This window comes from Mariprofundus micogutta, assembly GCF_001895085.1.
GTDB lineage: Bacteria > Pseudomonadota > Zetaproteobacteria > Mariprofundales > Mariprofundaceae > Mariprofundus > Mariprofundus micogutta.
Window position 1 is genome coordinate 73034 of sequence record NZ_BDFD01000005.1, and the last position, 16985, is coordinate 90018.

Consider the following 16985-nt stretch of genomic DNA (forward strand, 5'->3'; position numbering starts at 1 on the left):
AGTATCGATAGATAAAAAGCAGACAATTGGAGCGGCTTGAAAAAAATATCTAAATTGCATTGAAATGGTGTGTGTTTCTATTCTTCATCATTAGTCAACATATAGATTATAACCTGGATATTAAGGAACAACAACCAATGAAAGAAGCAATCAAATCAATATTGAAATCAATTAATCTTTATTACAATAAGCCTTACAATGTTCCTGAAAATACTTTATTAGGAATAAAGAGCTTATCAATTAAAACAATTATAGATATCGGTGCTAATGAAGGACAGTTTGCAAAATCTATATTGCAAACATTTCCAAGCGCTCGTCTGTTTTGTTTTGAACCATTACCAAATGCTTTTACCGCTCTAGAAAGCTGGAAGAAAGAAACTGGTAAGGATGTAACGATTTTCAATGTGGCATTGGGGGACAACGAAGGTGTTGTAGCGATGAACCTACATGTTGATCATAGTACTTCCTCATCTATTCTACAATCCACAAGAAATAACGATGAGCTGTTTCCCGAGACGGCCAATCAGACAAAAATAGATGTAAAAATGACTACCTTAGATAAAGCTCTATCTAGTTTAAGTAATATGCTGGTTGAAGATATCTTTATAAAGGTGGATGTCCAAGGGTTTGAGGTTAAAGTTATAGAAGGTGGGCAGGGTATATTCCGTTTAGCAAAAGCAGTAATTCTAGAGGTATGCGTAGAAAGCCTATATGATGGACAGTCTGAATTCACGACCATTCTCGGAAAGATGGAAAAGTTGGGGTTTAAGTATTCAGGGAATTTACAGCAATATTACGATAAGCAAGATGGAAGAACGCAATTCTTTGATGCCGTTTTTTTGAAGAAATAGCCATGCCCAATAGTATTTCAAGATACTGTCCATCCTGTCTTTCCAGTGATTTGCGGTTTATAGGAAAAATCCCTTCAACTGATGCTTTTGCTGGGACTCAATTGTCGGCTCCTCTAAGGGGGGGGGGACTGTTTTCATGCCGAAGATGTCATTGCTTCTTTAGGTATCCTAAGTTGTCAAAAGAGCATCTTGATGCATTATATTGTTCAGGTAATGATGAAAACTGGACCCCCGGAAAAGAAGAAAAAAGAACGGACTGGGAAATTGTTTATTCATGGCTTAATGAAAAACCAAGTGGGTATCATATTCTTGATGTTGGGTGTTTTGGCGGTGAGTTTCTCAGAGGTATAGATAATTCATCCAAAAAGTTTGGTGTTGAAATTCATCAGCAGGCAGCAAGTAGAGCCAGAAAACTTGGTGTCGATATTATTGGAAACGACTTTGACTCGCTCGATTCTCTAAAACAACAATTTCATATAGTGACATCATTTGATGTTATTGAGCATTCATTTGATCCGAAGTCATTTTTGAAAGCACTTGCAAATGTAACTACACGTGATGGTGAAATCATTATTACCACTGGAAACTCGCATGCTGCATCTTGGAAGCTAATGGGAAGTAGATACTGGTATTGTACGATTGGTGAGCATTTATCTTTTATTAACCCTGAATGGTGTGAATATGTTGCACATGAATGCGGCCTACAGGTTGCTGAAGTTCAATACTTTTCTCATGCTCAACGAGCAAGGCTTTCAATTGCCAATAAGATAAAGGAAACCATGATAAACTTAGTCTACCGCTTCACCCCCTTTCTTCTGCGTTTCGCAAGGAAGCTAGGACTGGGAGGAAAAACAATAACAGCTCAATTTCCAGAGTTACTTGATTCGCCTCCAATATGGTCAACTGCTCGAGATCACTTTATCGTTAGATTCAAGAAGTTAAGTTGAAACAAGTACTTAAACGGAATGGAATATTCACTCTTCTCCAAGTGCTAGTGACAGGAGGAGTATATTTTTTCCTTTATAAATATTTACTTGATTCCATAGGTGTTGATTTGCTGGGGGTCTGGTCATTGGTGTTGGTGAGTGTTGCATCGGCAAGGCTCAGCGAGCTTGGTTTTGCAAGTAGCGTTGTAAAATTTGTTGCGAAATATCGAGCTAAGGGGAACGAGAATAAAGCTAGTGAAATTACCGAGACTGCATTAGTTACAGTATTTTCAATTATTCTGATTGTATCCATTTTATCTTACTACCCACTTCAGGTTGTATTAGGATTTTTAATTCCACAGGAAAAAGTTTCGTACGCATTGATTTTGTTGCCCTTCGCATTAATAACATTATGCATTAATACAGTTTCAGGCGTAATGATGGCAGGCTTGGACGGGTGCCAGAGGATGGATATTAGAAATGTATTGATGATGTCTGGTATCCTTATAAATCTTGGGCTAGTCATAATTTTGCTGCCTGACTTTGGTTTTATCGCACTAGCATACTCACAGTTGTTTCAATCTTTATTTATCTTGCTGACTGCATGGGTGTTTCTCAGGAAAGAATTACCTTCATTCCACTTAATGGCAAAATGGAGGAAGAATGTTTTTCTTGAAATTTGGCGATATTCAATAACTTTTCAATTCACCTCTGTGATCAGCATGACTTATGAGCCCGTAACAAAGGGGTTGCTGTCCTATTTTGGTGGACTTCCTATGGTAGGTTATTATGAGATGGCAAATCGAATGGTAATGCAAATTCGATCACTTATCGTGAGTGTCAATAGAATCTTCGTGCCTGCAGTTGCTGAGATAGTCGAAATTGATGTCAATAGAGTGAAATTATTGTACCTGAAGACATATGATATGTTTTTCTCAATTAACCTTCTTCTTTTTGGATTTCTTATAGTTGCTGTTCCTGCGATATCTGATATTTGGATGGGGGATAGTAACCAAGTATTTATTGTTTTCTCATGGTTACTAGTTGTTGGCTGGATGATTAACACCTTTGCTGGTAGTGCATTTTTTTTCAATCAAGGTGCAGGGTCCTTACGCCCGAATCTAATTGCTCATTCATTGATTTGTGTATTAAATGTTACACTGGGCTTATTCTTAGGTTTTGTTTTTGGCGGCTTTGGAGTTGTTATCGGGTGGTCACTTTCACTGGTTGTTGGAAGCATACTTCTTTTAATTCAATATCACTTATTTAATGAGATCCCTATGGCCCAGTTGATTCCAGAAAGCGGATGGAATACTTTGTTGCTGGTTACTTTTGCATCATCTGTCGTATTCGGAGCTATTTATTTATTTGATTTACATGGGGCGAATGCACTACTAGTTTGTTCAGTAGTTTATGCAGTTATTGTCATGCTAGGCCTATTTATGACATTAATTGGAAAACGCATTTTAGCATTGCTGAGTTAGAGGTGATGCTTGCGCTCTCTTTTTCCTTCTTTTTATCGACCGGGATCAGTGAATATATATTTATATGGTTCGACTAAATGGATTGGAATCTAAGTTCTATTATTGTACTGCTTGGTTTTTTTGGGCTTGGTTTTTTTGCTTTAGTCCAAAATAGGCCACTTTTATTGCTATGTTCAATACCCTTTGCACTAGCACTAAATGGGTTTGTTTATTTTTTTATTACAATATGGTTCCCAATAAAAATCATTTCTATATTTTCGTTGTTCATGGTAATTAACAATCTGAGTTGGATGAAGAGGGCAAGCACATCGCTTATAGTGGCTCTATGGTGTTTGTTATTTTGGTTAATCTGCTGTTTGATTTTTGGGTATATTGTCGAGCCGCCATTCAAGTTTGGAGGTGGGACCTTTGCAGCTCAAAGCACCACCTTTCGGCCTGCTGTACAGTTTGTTTCATACATAACAACCCTGTCGCTTGTACCACTAGTATTTCTCGCATTACGGAACGTAATATCATTTGAAAAATTCATCGCTTGTTATGCCATTGCTGGGTTGATTGCAGTAGGCGGGGCCTTGGTTGAGCTGCTGTTTCATATTATTGGATTAGAATTTATGCCGATTTTGAGAGCTATTGGAGACAACCACCAATTTGCGGGTTTTGGAATCGACAATTCATATGTATACCGTTTACATTCATTTGCTGGTGAGCCTAAAAAATTAGGGGTATTTCTACTTCCGCTACTAGTTCTCTCTCTTATGTATACTGTTGTTTTGAACAAGGGTAATAGGCCATGGTGGTCTAAGTGGCAGTTTATTGTAACTCTTTTTATTGTGTTGATAACTACGTTTGCAACTAGTGCCTTTATAGGATTGGCATTGAGCACTATCCCAATTGTCTTTATGGTACTAAAACAATCTGGAATATATAAAATGTTACGATTAGCAGCCCCTATTATTGTTGGAGCCTTGGGATTATATGTAGCATTACCAACTTTATCTGAAGGCGAGTTCAGTGTTACTGAACTTATATATCATCGTTCAATTGACCGTATTGAAACAACATATGAAGAGAGGCATGAGACTGAAGCTTTAACATATTTATTCAAAGATAATTTGGAGTTATCTGCTTCGGGTGTTGGCCTTGGCATGTATATGTATCATTTAGCTGGAATAGCTAAAGGGAACGTTTCTGATACAATTGATTCAGGTTGGATCATACTGTTATTAGATTTTGGACTAATAGGTACTATTCTTTTAACCCTTATAATTATAACAACTTCCCTGCAGGCGTATGGAAGCATACAGAAGAGACAGGATTTTAATGGATATATCTCAATTTCATTAGTGACAATGGCTTCTGCAACCTTCATTAATATTGGAGCGGGTGCGTTACCAATGGTAATTTTGTGGGTAGCCATTCTCGCTGCACTAATTAGAATTAATGGATTCAAAAACTCCAATTGATTATATTGGCAATGCTAATAATCTCTTTATTAAGGGGGGGCTGAAAGTGAAGGCGTGTGAATTTAACTGTTTTCAAGGAATGTTTATCTATGCATAAAGTAAAAGAATTGCCGACTATCACAATGGTAACACCATCGTATAATCAAGCTAAGTTTCTTGAGACCACCATTAGATCTGTAATTGGTCAACAGTATGCAAACCTTGAATATTTTGTAATGGATGGCGGCTCCGATGATGATAGTGTCAAAATAATTGAGAAATATGATAGAGATATAAACTTCTGGGTTTCTGAAAAAGACGAAGGTCAAAGTGATGCGATAATGAAAGGTTTTTCCAGATCGAATGGTGAAATCATAGGATGGATTAATTCAGATGATGTTCTACTGCCTGGAGCTTTAGATTTTGTCGGAGAGTTTTTTAAAACACATCCTGAGGTCGATGTGTTGATGGGCGGTATTGCATATGCTGATATCAATGGGAGTATAACCAAATGTTATGTATATCCAAAGCCATCAAAATACTTGGCAAAGAAAGGTGTAATTGCATTTGGGCAACAAAGCATGTTTTTTAGAAAAAAAGTTTTTGAAGCTGTTGGTGGATTAAGGGATGACTTTCACTTCCTTATGGATACAGACTTAGTCTATAGGTTTATAATGAATGATGTCCGAATTTCAACAACACATAAGTTATTAGGTGTTTTCCGATGGCATGAAGAAATGAAAAGTATCAACATAGAGGGAAGGAAGTCAGAGGAAACTCAGTTAGTGTTTAAATGGAACTCTGTTGATCTTGAGGGATCTTCTAATGCACAAAAAAAATTTAGAATAAAACAACTTCTCAATGGAAATTATGTATCTAGTATGCTCCTGACCTTTATGAATAAAGGTGATAATGTTGATCTTATATGGAAGATTTAGCGGATAAATTTTCCGTGCTCTAAAAAGGAAATTTAAATGAAAGAAGAACATGATTTTAAGGTGCAAACAGCGTATTCTCATGAAAGTGCAGAAAAGTATGATAAGGCACGCTTTTCATCAAGAGCTGGAATGGAAGTTCACTTTATAGAGCTATCAAAGGTTATGCGCTTGTTAGATCAAACCTCCAAGTCCGCTAAAGTGGTCGAAATTGGCTGTGGAACTGGTCGGATATTGATGGAATGCGTAGAAGCTGGTTACTCTGTTGATGGCGCAGATGCGTCGTCCAGCATGCTAGGAAAGTTACAAGAAAAGCTAGAAGAAAAAGGTGCATCTCAAAGCTTAGATGTTGCAGAGGCAGCCAAACTTCCATATGAAGATAATTCATATGATGTTGCTTATACGGTCAGACTTTTGAATCAGACCGAGTCTAAGGCATATGCCAAAAACGTGATAATTGAAATGATGAGGATAGTTCGGCCTGAGGGACGTGTGCTAGTGGAGTGTGTAAACGAACAAAGGCTTCAAATGGGAAGAAACCGCAGGAGAACAACGCGCCTCAAAGCGAGTGAAATTGAAGAGGTTGCGACTTCATCAGGGGCAACTGTAGAAAGAGTCGAAGGTGCGTTCTTCCTTGGGATGGGGAGTTTCGGATTGTTTGGAGATGCCTTTTCCCCAGTTGTAAGTAATTTTGACAAGATGTTTTCCCGGCTATTCCCAAGGTATTGCTCACGTATTTATGTGACTCTAAAAGTAAATAAAAGTATTTGATTCCATTTGGTTTATTTTAAACTTTTTGTTGCGCTATGATCGCTAAAAACAACTCTGTTCGAGTGCTAGTTATTTCGATTGGATACGTTCCTTATCCTACGCCAAGCGATAAGAACTTTGTTCATGAATTAATTGGTTCTCTTTCTAATGATATTGATTTGGCCGTCTGGAGCTTGAATGATGCAAAAGAAGTATTAGAAAAAAAACAGGTCGGTAGTCATGAAGTAATATTTCAAAGTAAAAACCGAATATTCCATAGGCCACAGTTTTCAGACCAACTGGGTAGTTATCAGCCACATAAAAGGCACTCAAATATTAGAAATGGCTTAGAGATGAATTTATCTCTCTTATGGCATTCATTCTTTTCTTTGAGGGCCTTTATTAAAGCATATAAACCAAGTGTGTTGCACTTCACTGACTCTGTTGGGCCAGTTCTATTTATTATCAAAAAGTTATTCCCTAGCATCCCTATAACGGTAACGAAACCAACAATGCGAATTTCTCTAGAGAATTATAGTACTGGGGGCATTTATAAGAACTATGTTAAGTATGGTTTAATTCACGCTACTAAATTAATAACATATACTCGAGCTGCTGCAGATGAGTTACAGAAGATAGGCTGTGAACACAATGCCTTGGAAGTTATACCATGGGGTGTTCGTACAATTGAATTAAACTCTAGAGCGAAGATACAATCTGCTTTTCGAAAACGTTATTCCTGTAAACCAGAGGACTTGTTGATAGTTGTCTCTGATAGACTGCCAGAACAAGAACTGTTTCAAACACTTTCATGTCTGCGGTCATCAAAATTCAGTAACGTATTGTTTGTTGTAGCGATTAGGCCAACTCGTTATAAAGAAGAGTACCGAAAATATTCGGGTGGGAATGTTGTTGTTGAGAATGGTCCTAAAGACTTTCATGAGTTATTGGAAGCGGCTGATGGGATTCTTTCTCCAGTTTCTGTTTCTGAAGCAATGTCGACGTCCCTTCTTCCTCTAACCTGGATCGAAGCAATGTTGAAAAAGACTCCTATAATTACTTCACGCTATCCTGGTGTAGATGATTTGATACAAGATCGAGAAAATGGTTTTATCTATAATGCATTGGAAGATCTTCCTGTCACATTAGATGTAATAAGAAAAAAGAGTGCTATAGAACGTATTCGGAGTCGAGCGCGGGAAACAATTTTATCTAATTTTGATTTAGAACTTATAGCAAAGCGATATGCTGATATATGGAAAAATATTTCTAGAGGAAATTAAAAAATGGTTGTTGTAGCAGTTAATCTTATGAATGTTTGTGGTAGAGGAGACCTTTTATGTGCGGCTTTATAGCTGCTGTTACAGATGGTGTGTTTTCACAAGAGAGCGCAGATAGGGCGCTTGATAGGTTGGCTGTTCGTGGTCCAGATGGAGTAGGTGAGTGGAAAGAAGACGGCATCTACCTTGGCCATCGTCGATTGGCAATTCTTGATCTCGATCATCGAGCGGAACAACCAATGCATTCAATTTGCAATAGATATGTTATCGTATTCAATGGAGAAATATACAACTACAAAGTTTTGCGAAGTGAGATGGAAACTCAGGGTAAAATATTTCGTACAACTTCCGATACGGAGGTGATTCTAGCCCTCTTCGCTGCTGAGGGTGAGGCAATGCTTGAACGGTTGCATGGAATGTTCTCCTTTGTGATCTGGGATAGAACCACCAGAAAGGTATTTGCTGCACGTGACCCTTATGGGATCAAGCCGCTTTATATCGCTACCATTGCAAATGGTGTGCTATTAGGATCACAGGTTAAGGCTCTTGTCGCTACAGGAATGGTTTCCAAAGAACCGGATGAGTATGGGCAGGCAGGATTCTGGATGTTGGGAAGCGTGCCAGAGCCACACACTTGGTATAGAGATATTCAAGCCGTGCAAGCTGGGCATTGCCTTTGGATTGAAGACTCAAAAGTCATATCGTTTCGTAAATGGTATGATATTGGAGAGGCTTGGCATACGGAGCCTACTATTCAGGCTCTCTCGAATGAAGAGGTTGGAGTACAAATTCGGGATGCTTTACGAGAATCGGTAGAGCGCCATCTGGTGGCGGATGTTCCTGTCGGGGTGTTTCTCTCAGGGGGGATCGATTCTGGGGCCTTGGCCGGTTTGATGGTTGAAGCGGGTACTCGTGACCTGGAAGGAATCACAATTGCTTATGATGAATTCGCTGGTTCCCATGAGGATGAAGCTCCTGTGGCATCCAGAATTGCTCATCATTATGGTATAAGCCATCATATTCGACGAATTACTCAAGAGGAGTTTCTAGAGGATCTGCCAAAGATTCTTGATGCCATGGATCAGCCAAGTATTGATGGGGTTAATACTTGGTATGCGAGCAAGGCAGTGGCTGAACGAGGATTAAAGGTTGTAGTTTCCGGTGTTGGGGGGGATGAACTATTCTTTGGTTATGATAGTTTTCGGCGATTGCCACTACTAGTTCGAATATGGGAAGGATTATCACAGCTGCCTGGAGCGATGTCGTTAGCGAGAACGGTCGCACAAGTACAGGCCAAACGCACGGGCAATGGTCGCTGGCGATATGCGCCGGAATGGGCCCAAACCATGGCGGGAGCATGGTGGTTGCGGCGAAGTTTGAATGGTCCGGATGTGTTCTCGGAATTAATGGACTCAGAGTTGGCAGCAAAAGAGTTGCAGGATTTTAATGTTGAGAGGCAGGTTGAGAGTATGACCGGATCGTTAGGAGCAGACCGGATGATGGCATTGGCTCAGATTGAATCTATGACTTATATGCGCAACCAGCTTTTGCGCGATAGCGATTGGGCAAGCATGAGTCACAGTGTTGAGCTGCGGACCCCATTGGTTGATTCATTTTTGTTGCAGCAACTTCAGCCCCTGATACCTGAATTCAAGCGATTCCCTAATAAGATGTTGCTGGCTAATGCACCGAAAAACCCGTTGCCTCAAGAGATTGTTGAGCGACGTAAGACAGGGTTTGCCATTCCAGTAAAAAGGTGGTTTCGCGAAGGGGTTCTGAATAGTCAGTGCACAGAGGAAGCTAAAGGCGAGCGTTTGGATTGGCTGAAATATATTGATCAGACATATGATGAAGCCAAATTATAAAAATAATATGCTGGTAAAAGTTTAAATAGTTGTAATTCTTCAATAAAACACCCAGCTATTTTTGATCGAATAAATCTAGGTTTCATATACAGATGATTGGAGAGTTTAATTGCCATTTGATTCAATGAAAAAATACGATAAATGTCCTGTCTGTTCTTCAACAATAAAGCAGTGGCGATTAAAAAAGGTTGGTGAGGATAATTATGAAATAGATAAATGCCCTTCATGTGGCTACGCGTTTATTAATCCACGCCCCTCCATGAGTTTTTTGATGGATTTTTATTCTAATAATGAGTGTAGGGTTGATAATGCTACTGTTAAAGAATCTAAAAGCCTGAACTCTGTTCTCTTACGAGAACAGGATGATCCAAATACAACAGTTGATGCCAGAAGGATGATTGACTCCATAAAGAAGCTCCATACCAGTGAACACAACAATAAATTTTTGGATGTTGGTTGTGGGTACGGCTTCTTCTCGAAGCAGGCATTAGATTCAGGCTTTGATGTTATTTCATTAGAACTTGGGGGGAATGAGAGGGAAATTTCCGAGGAAATGACTGGGTTACGACCCCAGGCATGCTCTTATGAAGAATTTGAGTGCTCCCCCAATTCTCTATCAGTTATTTTGATGAGCCAGATACTTGAACATGTATTCGATGTTAATCAATGGATTGAGAAAGCCCACACTTCTCTAGTTCATGATGGAATTCTGGCAATAGCACTGCCAAATTATAGCAGTATTTTTCGGAAGCTTTTACAAGAAAACGATCCTTTTATATGTCCTCCTGAACATTTGAATTTTTTTAGCCCCATGAGCCTTACTCGACTATTAGAAAATCACGGGTTTGTGGTTGAAAAGATACAATGGGTTTCAAATATACCCAAAAGAACCTTTGAGAAACGACTAACGGGCTTTTTAAAACCATTAGTTCCAGCTGTGAGTATAGCTTCATCAGCTTCACTTAAGCTGGTTGATGCCCTGCATTTGGGTATGATGATAAATGTGTATGGTCGAAAAGCTAATTAACAAAACATGCGATTTCTCAATCAAATCTATTATTCCAACTCGCTAAAGAAGCCCGGCCTAGTAAGGTGAGCAGAGAAACCAAGTTACAATTTGGTTTCACAATTCAACTGGCTATGTGTACTTAGTAAACTTCTATGATCGGAGAGCATATGAGGCATTAGACAATATTGGACAACATCAAAATTTATTTCGCGTATATCCCGAGCATGTATGATGTAACTCTGATGTAAAGGAAAGGTGCATAGTGCATAAAGGTGGCATACCTCTATACTTGGATGATGACCATGTATCTGATACTGATGCTAAATTAATTGTAAATGAGATAATGAAATACATCAAATAAAATGAAAAATCGAGAGATTTCTTTTATTTGAATGAAGGAGTCCAATGTCTAACTTTACCATATTGCATACCGTTGACAGTTTACACCCTAAAGCGGGCGGACCGTCGCGTACAGTGGTTCAGCTTTGTGATTCATTAGTAAAAAATGATGCTGTTGATGTAATGTTATTAAGCCAAAGAATGGCTGGAGAGCCCTCGGCATCTTCTATTTCAAAGACAGTGAAGAGGCTTTTTGCAGAGTCCACTTCACGTTATTCATTAAGCTTTGGATTACCAATGCGGAGTGAACTTGGTAGCCTGGTTCGAGAGAATCATTTTTCTTTGATTCATGATCATGGAGTATGGTCTCCATCGAATCATTGGGTCGCGCAAACGGCGCGCCATTTTGAGATCCCATTCATCATTCAGCCACGTGGCATGCTTGAGCCTTGGGCAATGAATCACAAGGCGTGGAAGAAGAGAGCTGCAATGGCATTGTATCAGAAACGGGATCTTGAGACCGCTGAGGTACTGATCGCGACCTCACATGAGGAATACGAGAACCTTAGGCGTGTCGGTTTGCATCAGCCAATTGCAGTAATTCCTAATGGAGTTCACTCTGATCAGCATATGACATTTTCTGTGTCCAAATCCCCTGATTTGAAGCGGACAGTGTTATTTCTCTCTCGCATCCATTCGAAAAAAGGTTTGCTGAATCTCATTCGAGCTTGGGGGCAACTTAAATTAGATGGTTGGCGATTGTGTTTGGCTGGTCCGGACGATGTAAACCACCTCTCAGAAGTAATGACATTGGCAAAAAAGTTGGGCGTAAACGATTCGGTTGAGTATGTTGGAGTAGTCGATGGAGAAGAAAAGTCTAAGCTATACTACAGTTCTGACTTGTTTGTGTTGCCAACCTTTAGTGAGAATTTTGGTGTGGTGGTTGCCGAAGCACTTGCTCATGGAGTACCAGTGATTACAACTAAAGGTGCCCCTTGGTCTGATTTAGAAAGTTATGGTTGCGGATGGTGGGTTGATATTGGTGTCGAACCCCTTGTTATTGCACTTCATGAAGCTATGACATTAAGTGATAATAAGCGCCAAGTTATGGGTGAACTAGGGCGTGAATATGTACGCAGATATGACTGGGATGACATTGCGCAGACAATGACTGAAGTTTATCGATGGGTTTTGAGTATAGGGGATAAGCCTAATTGTGTTCATGAGGGTTAAATAAAAAGATGCAAAAGCGCCTTCAGTATCGAAATCTATCTATAAACAATAAATTGGCTAGGTTGATTTGGCGGATAGTATGGATTTTTTTATTCCGGCCGAGTCCACGCATGTTTCACGGTTGGCGGAGGTTTTTGTTAAGGGTGTTTGGAGCAAAGATGGGGCATGGAACTTATGCTTATCCTTCAGTTCAGATATGGGCTCCTTGGAATTTGGAAATGCATGACCACAGCTGTCTAAGTCATTTTGTGGACTGCTATTGCGTTGATAAAGTTATTTTGGGGCAACGCGCTACTGTAAGCCAGTACTCCTTTCTGTGTACTGCTAGCCATGATTTTAATCACCATGACCTACCAATAGTGTCCGCTCCAATTGTTATTGAAGAGAATGCGTGGGTGACTGCAGCAGTTTTCATCGGACCGGGCGTCACGGTGGGTGCTGGAGCAGTTGTGGCTGCGCGAAGCACAGTAACGCGAGATATACCTCCTTGGACAGTAGTTGCGGGGGTTCCAGCTAAATCCATCGGTTCGCGAGATCGCAAGGCATTTGAGACTAGTTGCAAAGATGTTCGAACAGAGGAATTGTAAAGTGTCTATAGTTCAAGGAGCCAACGATTTAACTATTATTGTGCTAACACTAAATGAAGAAGTCCATATTAAGCGGTGCATTGAAAGCGTTCAAACTATTGCATCAAAAATAGTTATTGTTGATTCTGGGTCAACTGACTGCACTTGTGAGATTGCACGTGAACTGGGAGCCAGTGTTCTGGTCAATCCTTTCACTACACATGCAAAACAATTGAATTGGGCTCTTGATCATGCTGCTATATCCACCCAGTGGGTGATGAAACTTGATGCTGATGAGTATATTACACCTGATTTGGTCAAGTTGTTACCTCATATGCTTTCGAATGCAGGAGATCAAGTAAACGGTTTCACTTTAAATTTGCGCCGAATTTTTATGGGTAAGTGGCTTAAGCATGGAGCTTTGTATCCAATTCGTTTGTTACGGATTTGGCGATTTGGTTTTGGACTTTGTGAAGATCGCTGGATGGATGAGCATATTATCGTGGATGGTCAAGTCAAACACATCAATGCAGACTTTGCAGATGACAACCAAAAATCGCTCACTTGGTGGACTGAAAAGCACAATATGTATTCTAATCGTGAGGCAGTAGTACTGCTAAACCTTGAATACCACTTCTTGCCTCATGATTCTTCATCTCGTATACAGGGCAATAAAATGGCGGCAATCAAGCGATGGATGAAGGTAACAGTGTATGCTCGATTACCTAACGGATTTCGGGCCTGTGCTTATTTTTTCTACCGCTATGTGATCCGCTTTGGATTTTTGGATGGCCAAGCAGGGGCTGTATTTCATTTCTTGCAAGGCTTCTGGTATCGATATTTGGTAGATGCCAAAGTGATGGAAGTGAAACGCCATATGAGAGATTATAGGGTGGACGTAGTAGATGCGATTGAGCAGGTGTTGGGAATAAAGGTTTAGTTGGTAGTGAATGCTCTTATTTTTCGTAAATTACTTTTCCTATGCGTTTGAAAAGAACGTTTTTATTGAATCAAAACTCTGAATTTCGTAATCGAGGGTGCATCCGGTGATGATATTCACTAAATTGATAATTGCGTTGATCTCACCACTTGGGGCGGCCTTGGTGCTGAGCTTTTTGGCATTACTGTTAGGTTTTTTTGGTCGCATGCGACTTGCTTTTGTATTGGGTGCAATAGGACTATTGTGGTTGTATGCTTGGTCATTGCCCGTGATGAGTGCTTGGATATGTGACCAACTTCAATCTGATTACCCACCAACTCTGATACATGATGTACCCCAAGCCGACGCAATCGTGGTGCTTGGTGGCGCTATTAGTCCGGCAGATTCACATAGACTTGCTCCTGACTTGACTAGGGCAGCAGACCGGATTTGGTATGCGGCAAAGTTATTTAATGCTGGCAAAGCGCCACTGATTGTATTAAGTGGTGGCAGCGATTCTTCTGCGAGTAAAACTTCTGAAGCAGAAGCGATGCGTTTTCTGTTGCGCGATCTTGGGGTGCCAGAAACGGCAATGCTGTTGGAAAGGGAGAGTAATAATACCCGAGAAAACGCACATTTTTCCGCCATGTTGCTCCATAAACGTGATGTGCACACTATATTATTGGTGACATCTGCTATGCACATGCGTAGAGCGCTTACTCACTTTTCCGAAGAAAGATTAGATGTCATTCCTGCAGCAACTGACTATGAGGTGGTAAAGGTGAACGGCTGGAGGCAGTGGATACCAAGTGCTGATAAATTGTATAGCAGTGCACAAGCATTGAAAGAACTGGTTGGACACATGATATGGAGGAGGTAATTTTAGGGTGTTGAAAATATCTATCATAACCGCCACTTGGAATTGCGTTGACACAATAAGTGACTGCCTAGATTCCGCTTCTTCGCAGGTTTGGGGAAATTGTGAGCATTTGGTGATAGATGGTAAATCTACAGATGGAACGTTGGACTTGCTGGAACAGTGGCGAAACCGTTTAGATTATATTGTTAGTGAACCAGATTCGGGGATTTATGATGCTCTAAACAAAGGGGTCGCTCAGGCCACAGGTGACGTGATTGGTTTTCTTCATGCAGATGATCTTTATGCAGATAACGAAGTGTTGACCACAATTACTAAGGCATTTGAAGATCCCTCGATAGATGCTGTTTACGGAGACCTTGTGTATGTCAGTAAGAACGAACCAGACAAGGTCGTCCGTTATTGGAAATCCGGGCTTTACTCGTATAATAAGTTGAAACATGGCTGGATGCCTCCGCACCCTACCTTCTATGTACGCCGTTCTGTTTATGAGCAATTCGGTTCATTTGATACTTCATTTCAAATTGCTGCAGATTATGACTGCATGCTCCGGTTTCTAGGGCAACACAAAGTTAAATGTGCGTATATACCTCAGGTACTTGTCAAAATGCGATTGGGTGGGGAAAGTAATAGATCTTTAGCTAATATCATACAAAAGTCTGTTGAGGACTATAATGCCTTGAAAAGGAATATGGTCGGAGGCGTTGGTGCATTGTTATGGAAGAATCTGAGTAAATTACCACAGTTTTTCAAGCGTCATAAAAGTTTAGAATGATTAGTCTTTTTGTTTGATTATCCTAGTTCAAAATGCAGTGTCACAGAGTACTAAGAGGTTAAAATGTTATCCGCAAGCGACATATCTTTCTTTCTATTGCCACTCTGCTCTGCTGTATTGCTTACTCTGCTGGTTATGCCGCTCGTTTTTCGTCTGGCTGAGCGTCTGGGAGCAGTTGATCATCCCAATGAGCGTAAGGTGCACGCTCATGTCGTACCACGCATGGGCGGACTGGCATTCCTGATCTCCCTGCTGTTGATACCATTCACCATGCTGGACATCACTCCCGCCACACAGGGCTTTTTGCTCGGTCTGTTTATCGTTGGGTTTACCGGAATGGCCGATGATATGTTTGAGATTTCACCCAAGCTGAAGTTCCTGGGTATTATCGCTGGTGCAATTGTATTTCTGGTCATGAGTGATACAGCAATCAATGATCTGGGTGACCTGTTTGGCATAGGCAATATCGAAACCGGATGGTTTGCCATTCCCTTAACATTGCTCGCTATGGTGGGGTTTATTAATGCGCTCAACCTCTCCGATGGCCTGGATGGACTAGCGGCGGGCATTGCACTGATTGCCGTTTTTTTTCTGGGTAGCTTTGCCCTGATTATAGGGGACCATCATAGTCTGATGGTTGCTGTTGTACTGATTGGTTCCATGATTGGGTTTCTCTATTTCAATTCGCATCCTGCCCGCATATTTATGGGGGATACAGGCAGTCTGATTCTCGGTTTTGTTTTAGCAGCTCTGTCTCTGATGCTGTTGAAATCAGGAGAGGGTGAAGTTATTTCTCCAATCAGCATGGGAATACTGCTAGGGCTGCCACTGTCTGATACGATTTATGTCATGGTGCGACGAGTGTTGCAGAGGAAAAGTCCTTTTCTGCCTGACAAAACGCATTTCCATCATCGCTTGATTGATCTGGGACTCTCCCATGCAGGTGTAGTTGGAGTTTTTTACGGACTGATTTTTATTTATGGCTGCGTAGCTGTATTTTTTTCCGGTAGTGCTGAGTGGCTTCAATCGCTGGTGCTGCTGGCACTGATTGTAACGACCTATCTGGGTTTGATGAAGCTGGAAAAGTCAGGGATCTCATTTACCACTTCTACTGATGAAGAGATTGAACACTCTCATGATCCAGCCAAGCCTTCTTTCTATTACAGGATGACCCACGTTCTGGGGGCCAGTATTCCATTTGTTACCTGGCTCATTCCACTCATCCTGCTGTTGCCAGTACTCTCTACACAGCTAACGGGTAGCAGTCCGATGTTTATGATTGCCGTTATCATGTTGGTTGTGGTTCTCTACCCCTGGAAAGAGGCTCGACATCATGCGACATGGTCACAGGGACTGCTATATCTGCTTGTGTTTGCATTGATATTTTCTATCAATACCTCTCATCAGGCTTGGGTCGAATATTACATGATGGCAATGACAACGCTTCTGGCCTGCTGGGTAGGGTTAAAACTCTGGTTCAAACGGCATGCGCGAATTTTTCTTACAACTGGTTTTGAGAGTCTTCTCCTGCTGTTTTCCTGGGGGACGCCATGGATCATCGGACGTTTTGAGTTTTTGTCGCTTGATGCACAGATGTCTCTTTATATGACATGTGGTGAGTCAGTAGTTTTTCTTGTCGCCAGTAAAATTGTATTACGCAAGCAACCCCGTCGGAATCGGGAACTATTGATTCCATTGCTGGTTGTGGCTGCGGTTAGCCTGGTTTAGCAGTTA

The 16985-nt window shown here is 40.8% G+C and carries 14 protein-coding genes; all 14 read left to right on the forward strand.

Translation table 11 applies throughout. The annotated features are described in order from the left end of the window. Nucleotides 1–137 precede the first annotated feature (137 nt). The 14 genes from MMIC_RS04230 (at nucleotide 138) to MMIC_RS04300 (ending at nucleotide 16979) form a co-directional block, all read left to right on the forward strand. Nucleotides 138–851 carry an FkbM family methyltransferase gene (locus MMIC_RS04230; protein ID WP_143144876.1) on the forward strand — a complete coding sequence of 238 codons (714 nt, stop codon included), beginning with the start codon at nucleotides 138–140 and terminating at the stop codon, nucleotides 849–851. Nucleotides 852–1024: 173 nt separating this feature from the next. Next, nucleotides 1025–1798 (forward strand): class I SAM-dependent methyltransferase, encoded by a 774-nt coding sequence (locus MMIC_RS04235; RefSeq protein WP_072659212.1) that lies wholly within the window; start codon nucleotides 1025–1027, stop codon nucleotides 1796–1798. Beyond that, nucleotides 1795–3261 (forward strand): oligosaccharide flippase family protein, encoded by a 1467-nt coding sequence (locus tag MMIC_RS04240; RefSeq protein ID WP_072659213.1) that lies wholly within the window; start codon nucleotides 1795–1797, stop codon nucleotides 3259–3261. Before MMIC_RS04235 ends, MMIC_RS04240 begins: the two co-directional genes overlap by 4 nt. Nucleotides 3262–3338: 77 nt before the next feature. Next, the gene (locus tag MMIC_RS04245) at nucleotides 3339–4724 is read left to right on the forward strand and encodes a hypothetical protein (RefSeq protein ID WP_072659214.1); all 1386 of its coding nucleotides are present in this window, start codon (nucleotides 3339–3341) and stop codon (nucleotides 4722–4724) included. Between the two features lie 89 nt (nucleotides 4725–4813). Continuing rightward, nucleotides 4814–5641 (forward strand): glycosyltransferase family 2 protein, encoded by an 828-nt coding sequence (locus MMIC_RS04250; protein ID WP_072659215.1) that lies wholly within the window; start codon nucleotides 4814–4816, stop codon nucleotides 5639–5641. Nucleotides 5642–5677: 36 nt separating this feature from the next. Further along, on the forward strand, nucleotides 5678–6409 hold the full coding sequence (locus MMIC_RS04255; protein WP_072659216.1) for a class I SAM-dependent methyltransferase: 732 nt from the start codon (nucleotides 5678–5680) through the stop codon (nucleotides 6407–6409). A gap of 35 nt (nucleotides 6410–6444) precedes the next feature. After that, on the forward strand, nucleotides 6445–7671 hold the full coding sequence (locus MMIC_RS04260; protein WP_072659217.1) for a glycosyltransferase family 4 protein: 1227 nt from the start codon (nucleotides 6445–6447) through the stop codon (nucleotides 7669–7671). A 56-nt stretch (nucleotides 7672–7727) separates the two neighbouring features. Then, a complete protein-coding gene (asnB, locus tag MMIC_RS04265) occupies nucleotides 7728–9533 on the forward strand; it encodes an asparagine synthase (glutamine-hydrolyzing) (protein WP_072659218.1) in 1806 nt (601 codons plus the stop codon). 109 nt (nucleotides 9534–9642) lie between these two features. Further along, a complete protein-coding gene (locus tag MMIC_RS04270; protein ID WP_143144877.1) occupies nucleotides 9643–10560 on the forward strand; it encodes a class I SAM-dependent methyltransferase in 918 nt (305 codons plus the stop codon). 387 nt (nucleotides 10561–10947) lie between these two features. Continuing rightward, nucleotides 10948–12114 (forward strand): glycosyltransferase, encoded by a 1167-nt coding sequence (locus MMIC_RS04275; protein ID WP_072659220.1) that lies wholly within the window; start codon nucleotides 10948–10950, stop codon nucleotides 12112–12114. Nucleotides 12115–12702: 588 nt separating this feature from the next. Further along, the gene (locus MMIC_RS04285) at nucleotides 12703–13620 is read left to right on the forward strand and encodes a glycosyltransferase family 2 protein (protein ID WP_227819351.1); all 918 of its coding nucleotides are present in this window, start codon (nucleotides 12703–12705) and stop codon (nucleotides 13618–13620) included. 109 nt (nucleotides 13621–13729) lie between these two features. Continuing rightward, entirely contained in the window at nucleotides 13730–14479 is a 750-nt protein-coding gene (locus MMIC_RS04290) for a YdcF family protein (protein ID WP_072659223.1), read from the forward strand. Between the two features lie 10 nt (nucleotides 14480–14489). Next, nucleotides 14490–15251 (forward strand): glycosyltransferase family 2 protein, encoded by a 762-nt coding sequence (locus tag MMIC_RS04295; protein WP_072659259.1) that lies wholly within the window; start codon nucleotides 14490–14492, stop codon nucleotides 15249–15251. A gap of 63 nt (nucleotides 15252–15314) precedes the next feature. Beyond that, on the forward strand, nucleotides 15315–16979 hold the full coding sequence (locus MMIC_RS04300; protein WP_072659224.1) for a glycosyltransferase family 4 protein: 1665 nt from the start codon (nucleotides 15315–15317) through the stop codon (nucleotides 16977–16979). The last annotated feature ends 6 nt before the right edge of the window (nucleotides 16980–16985 follow it).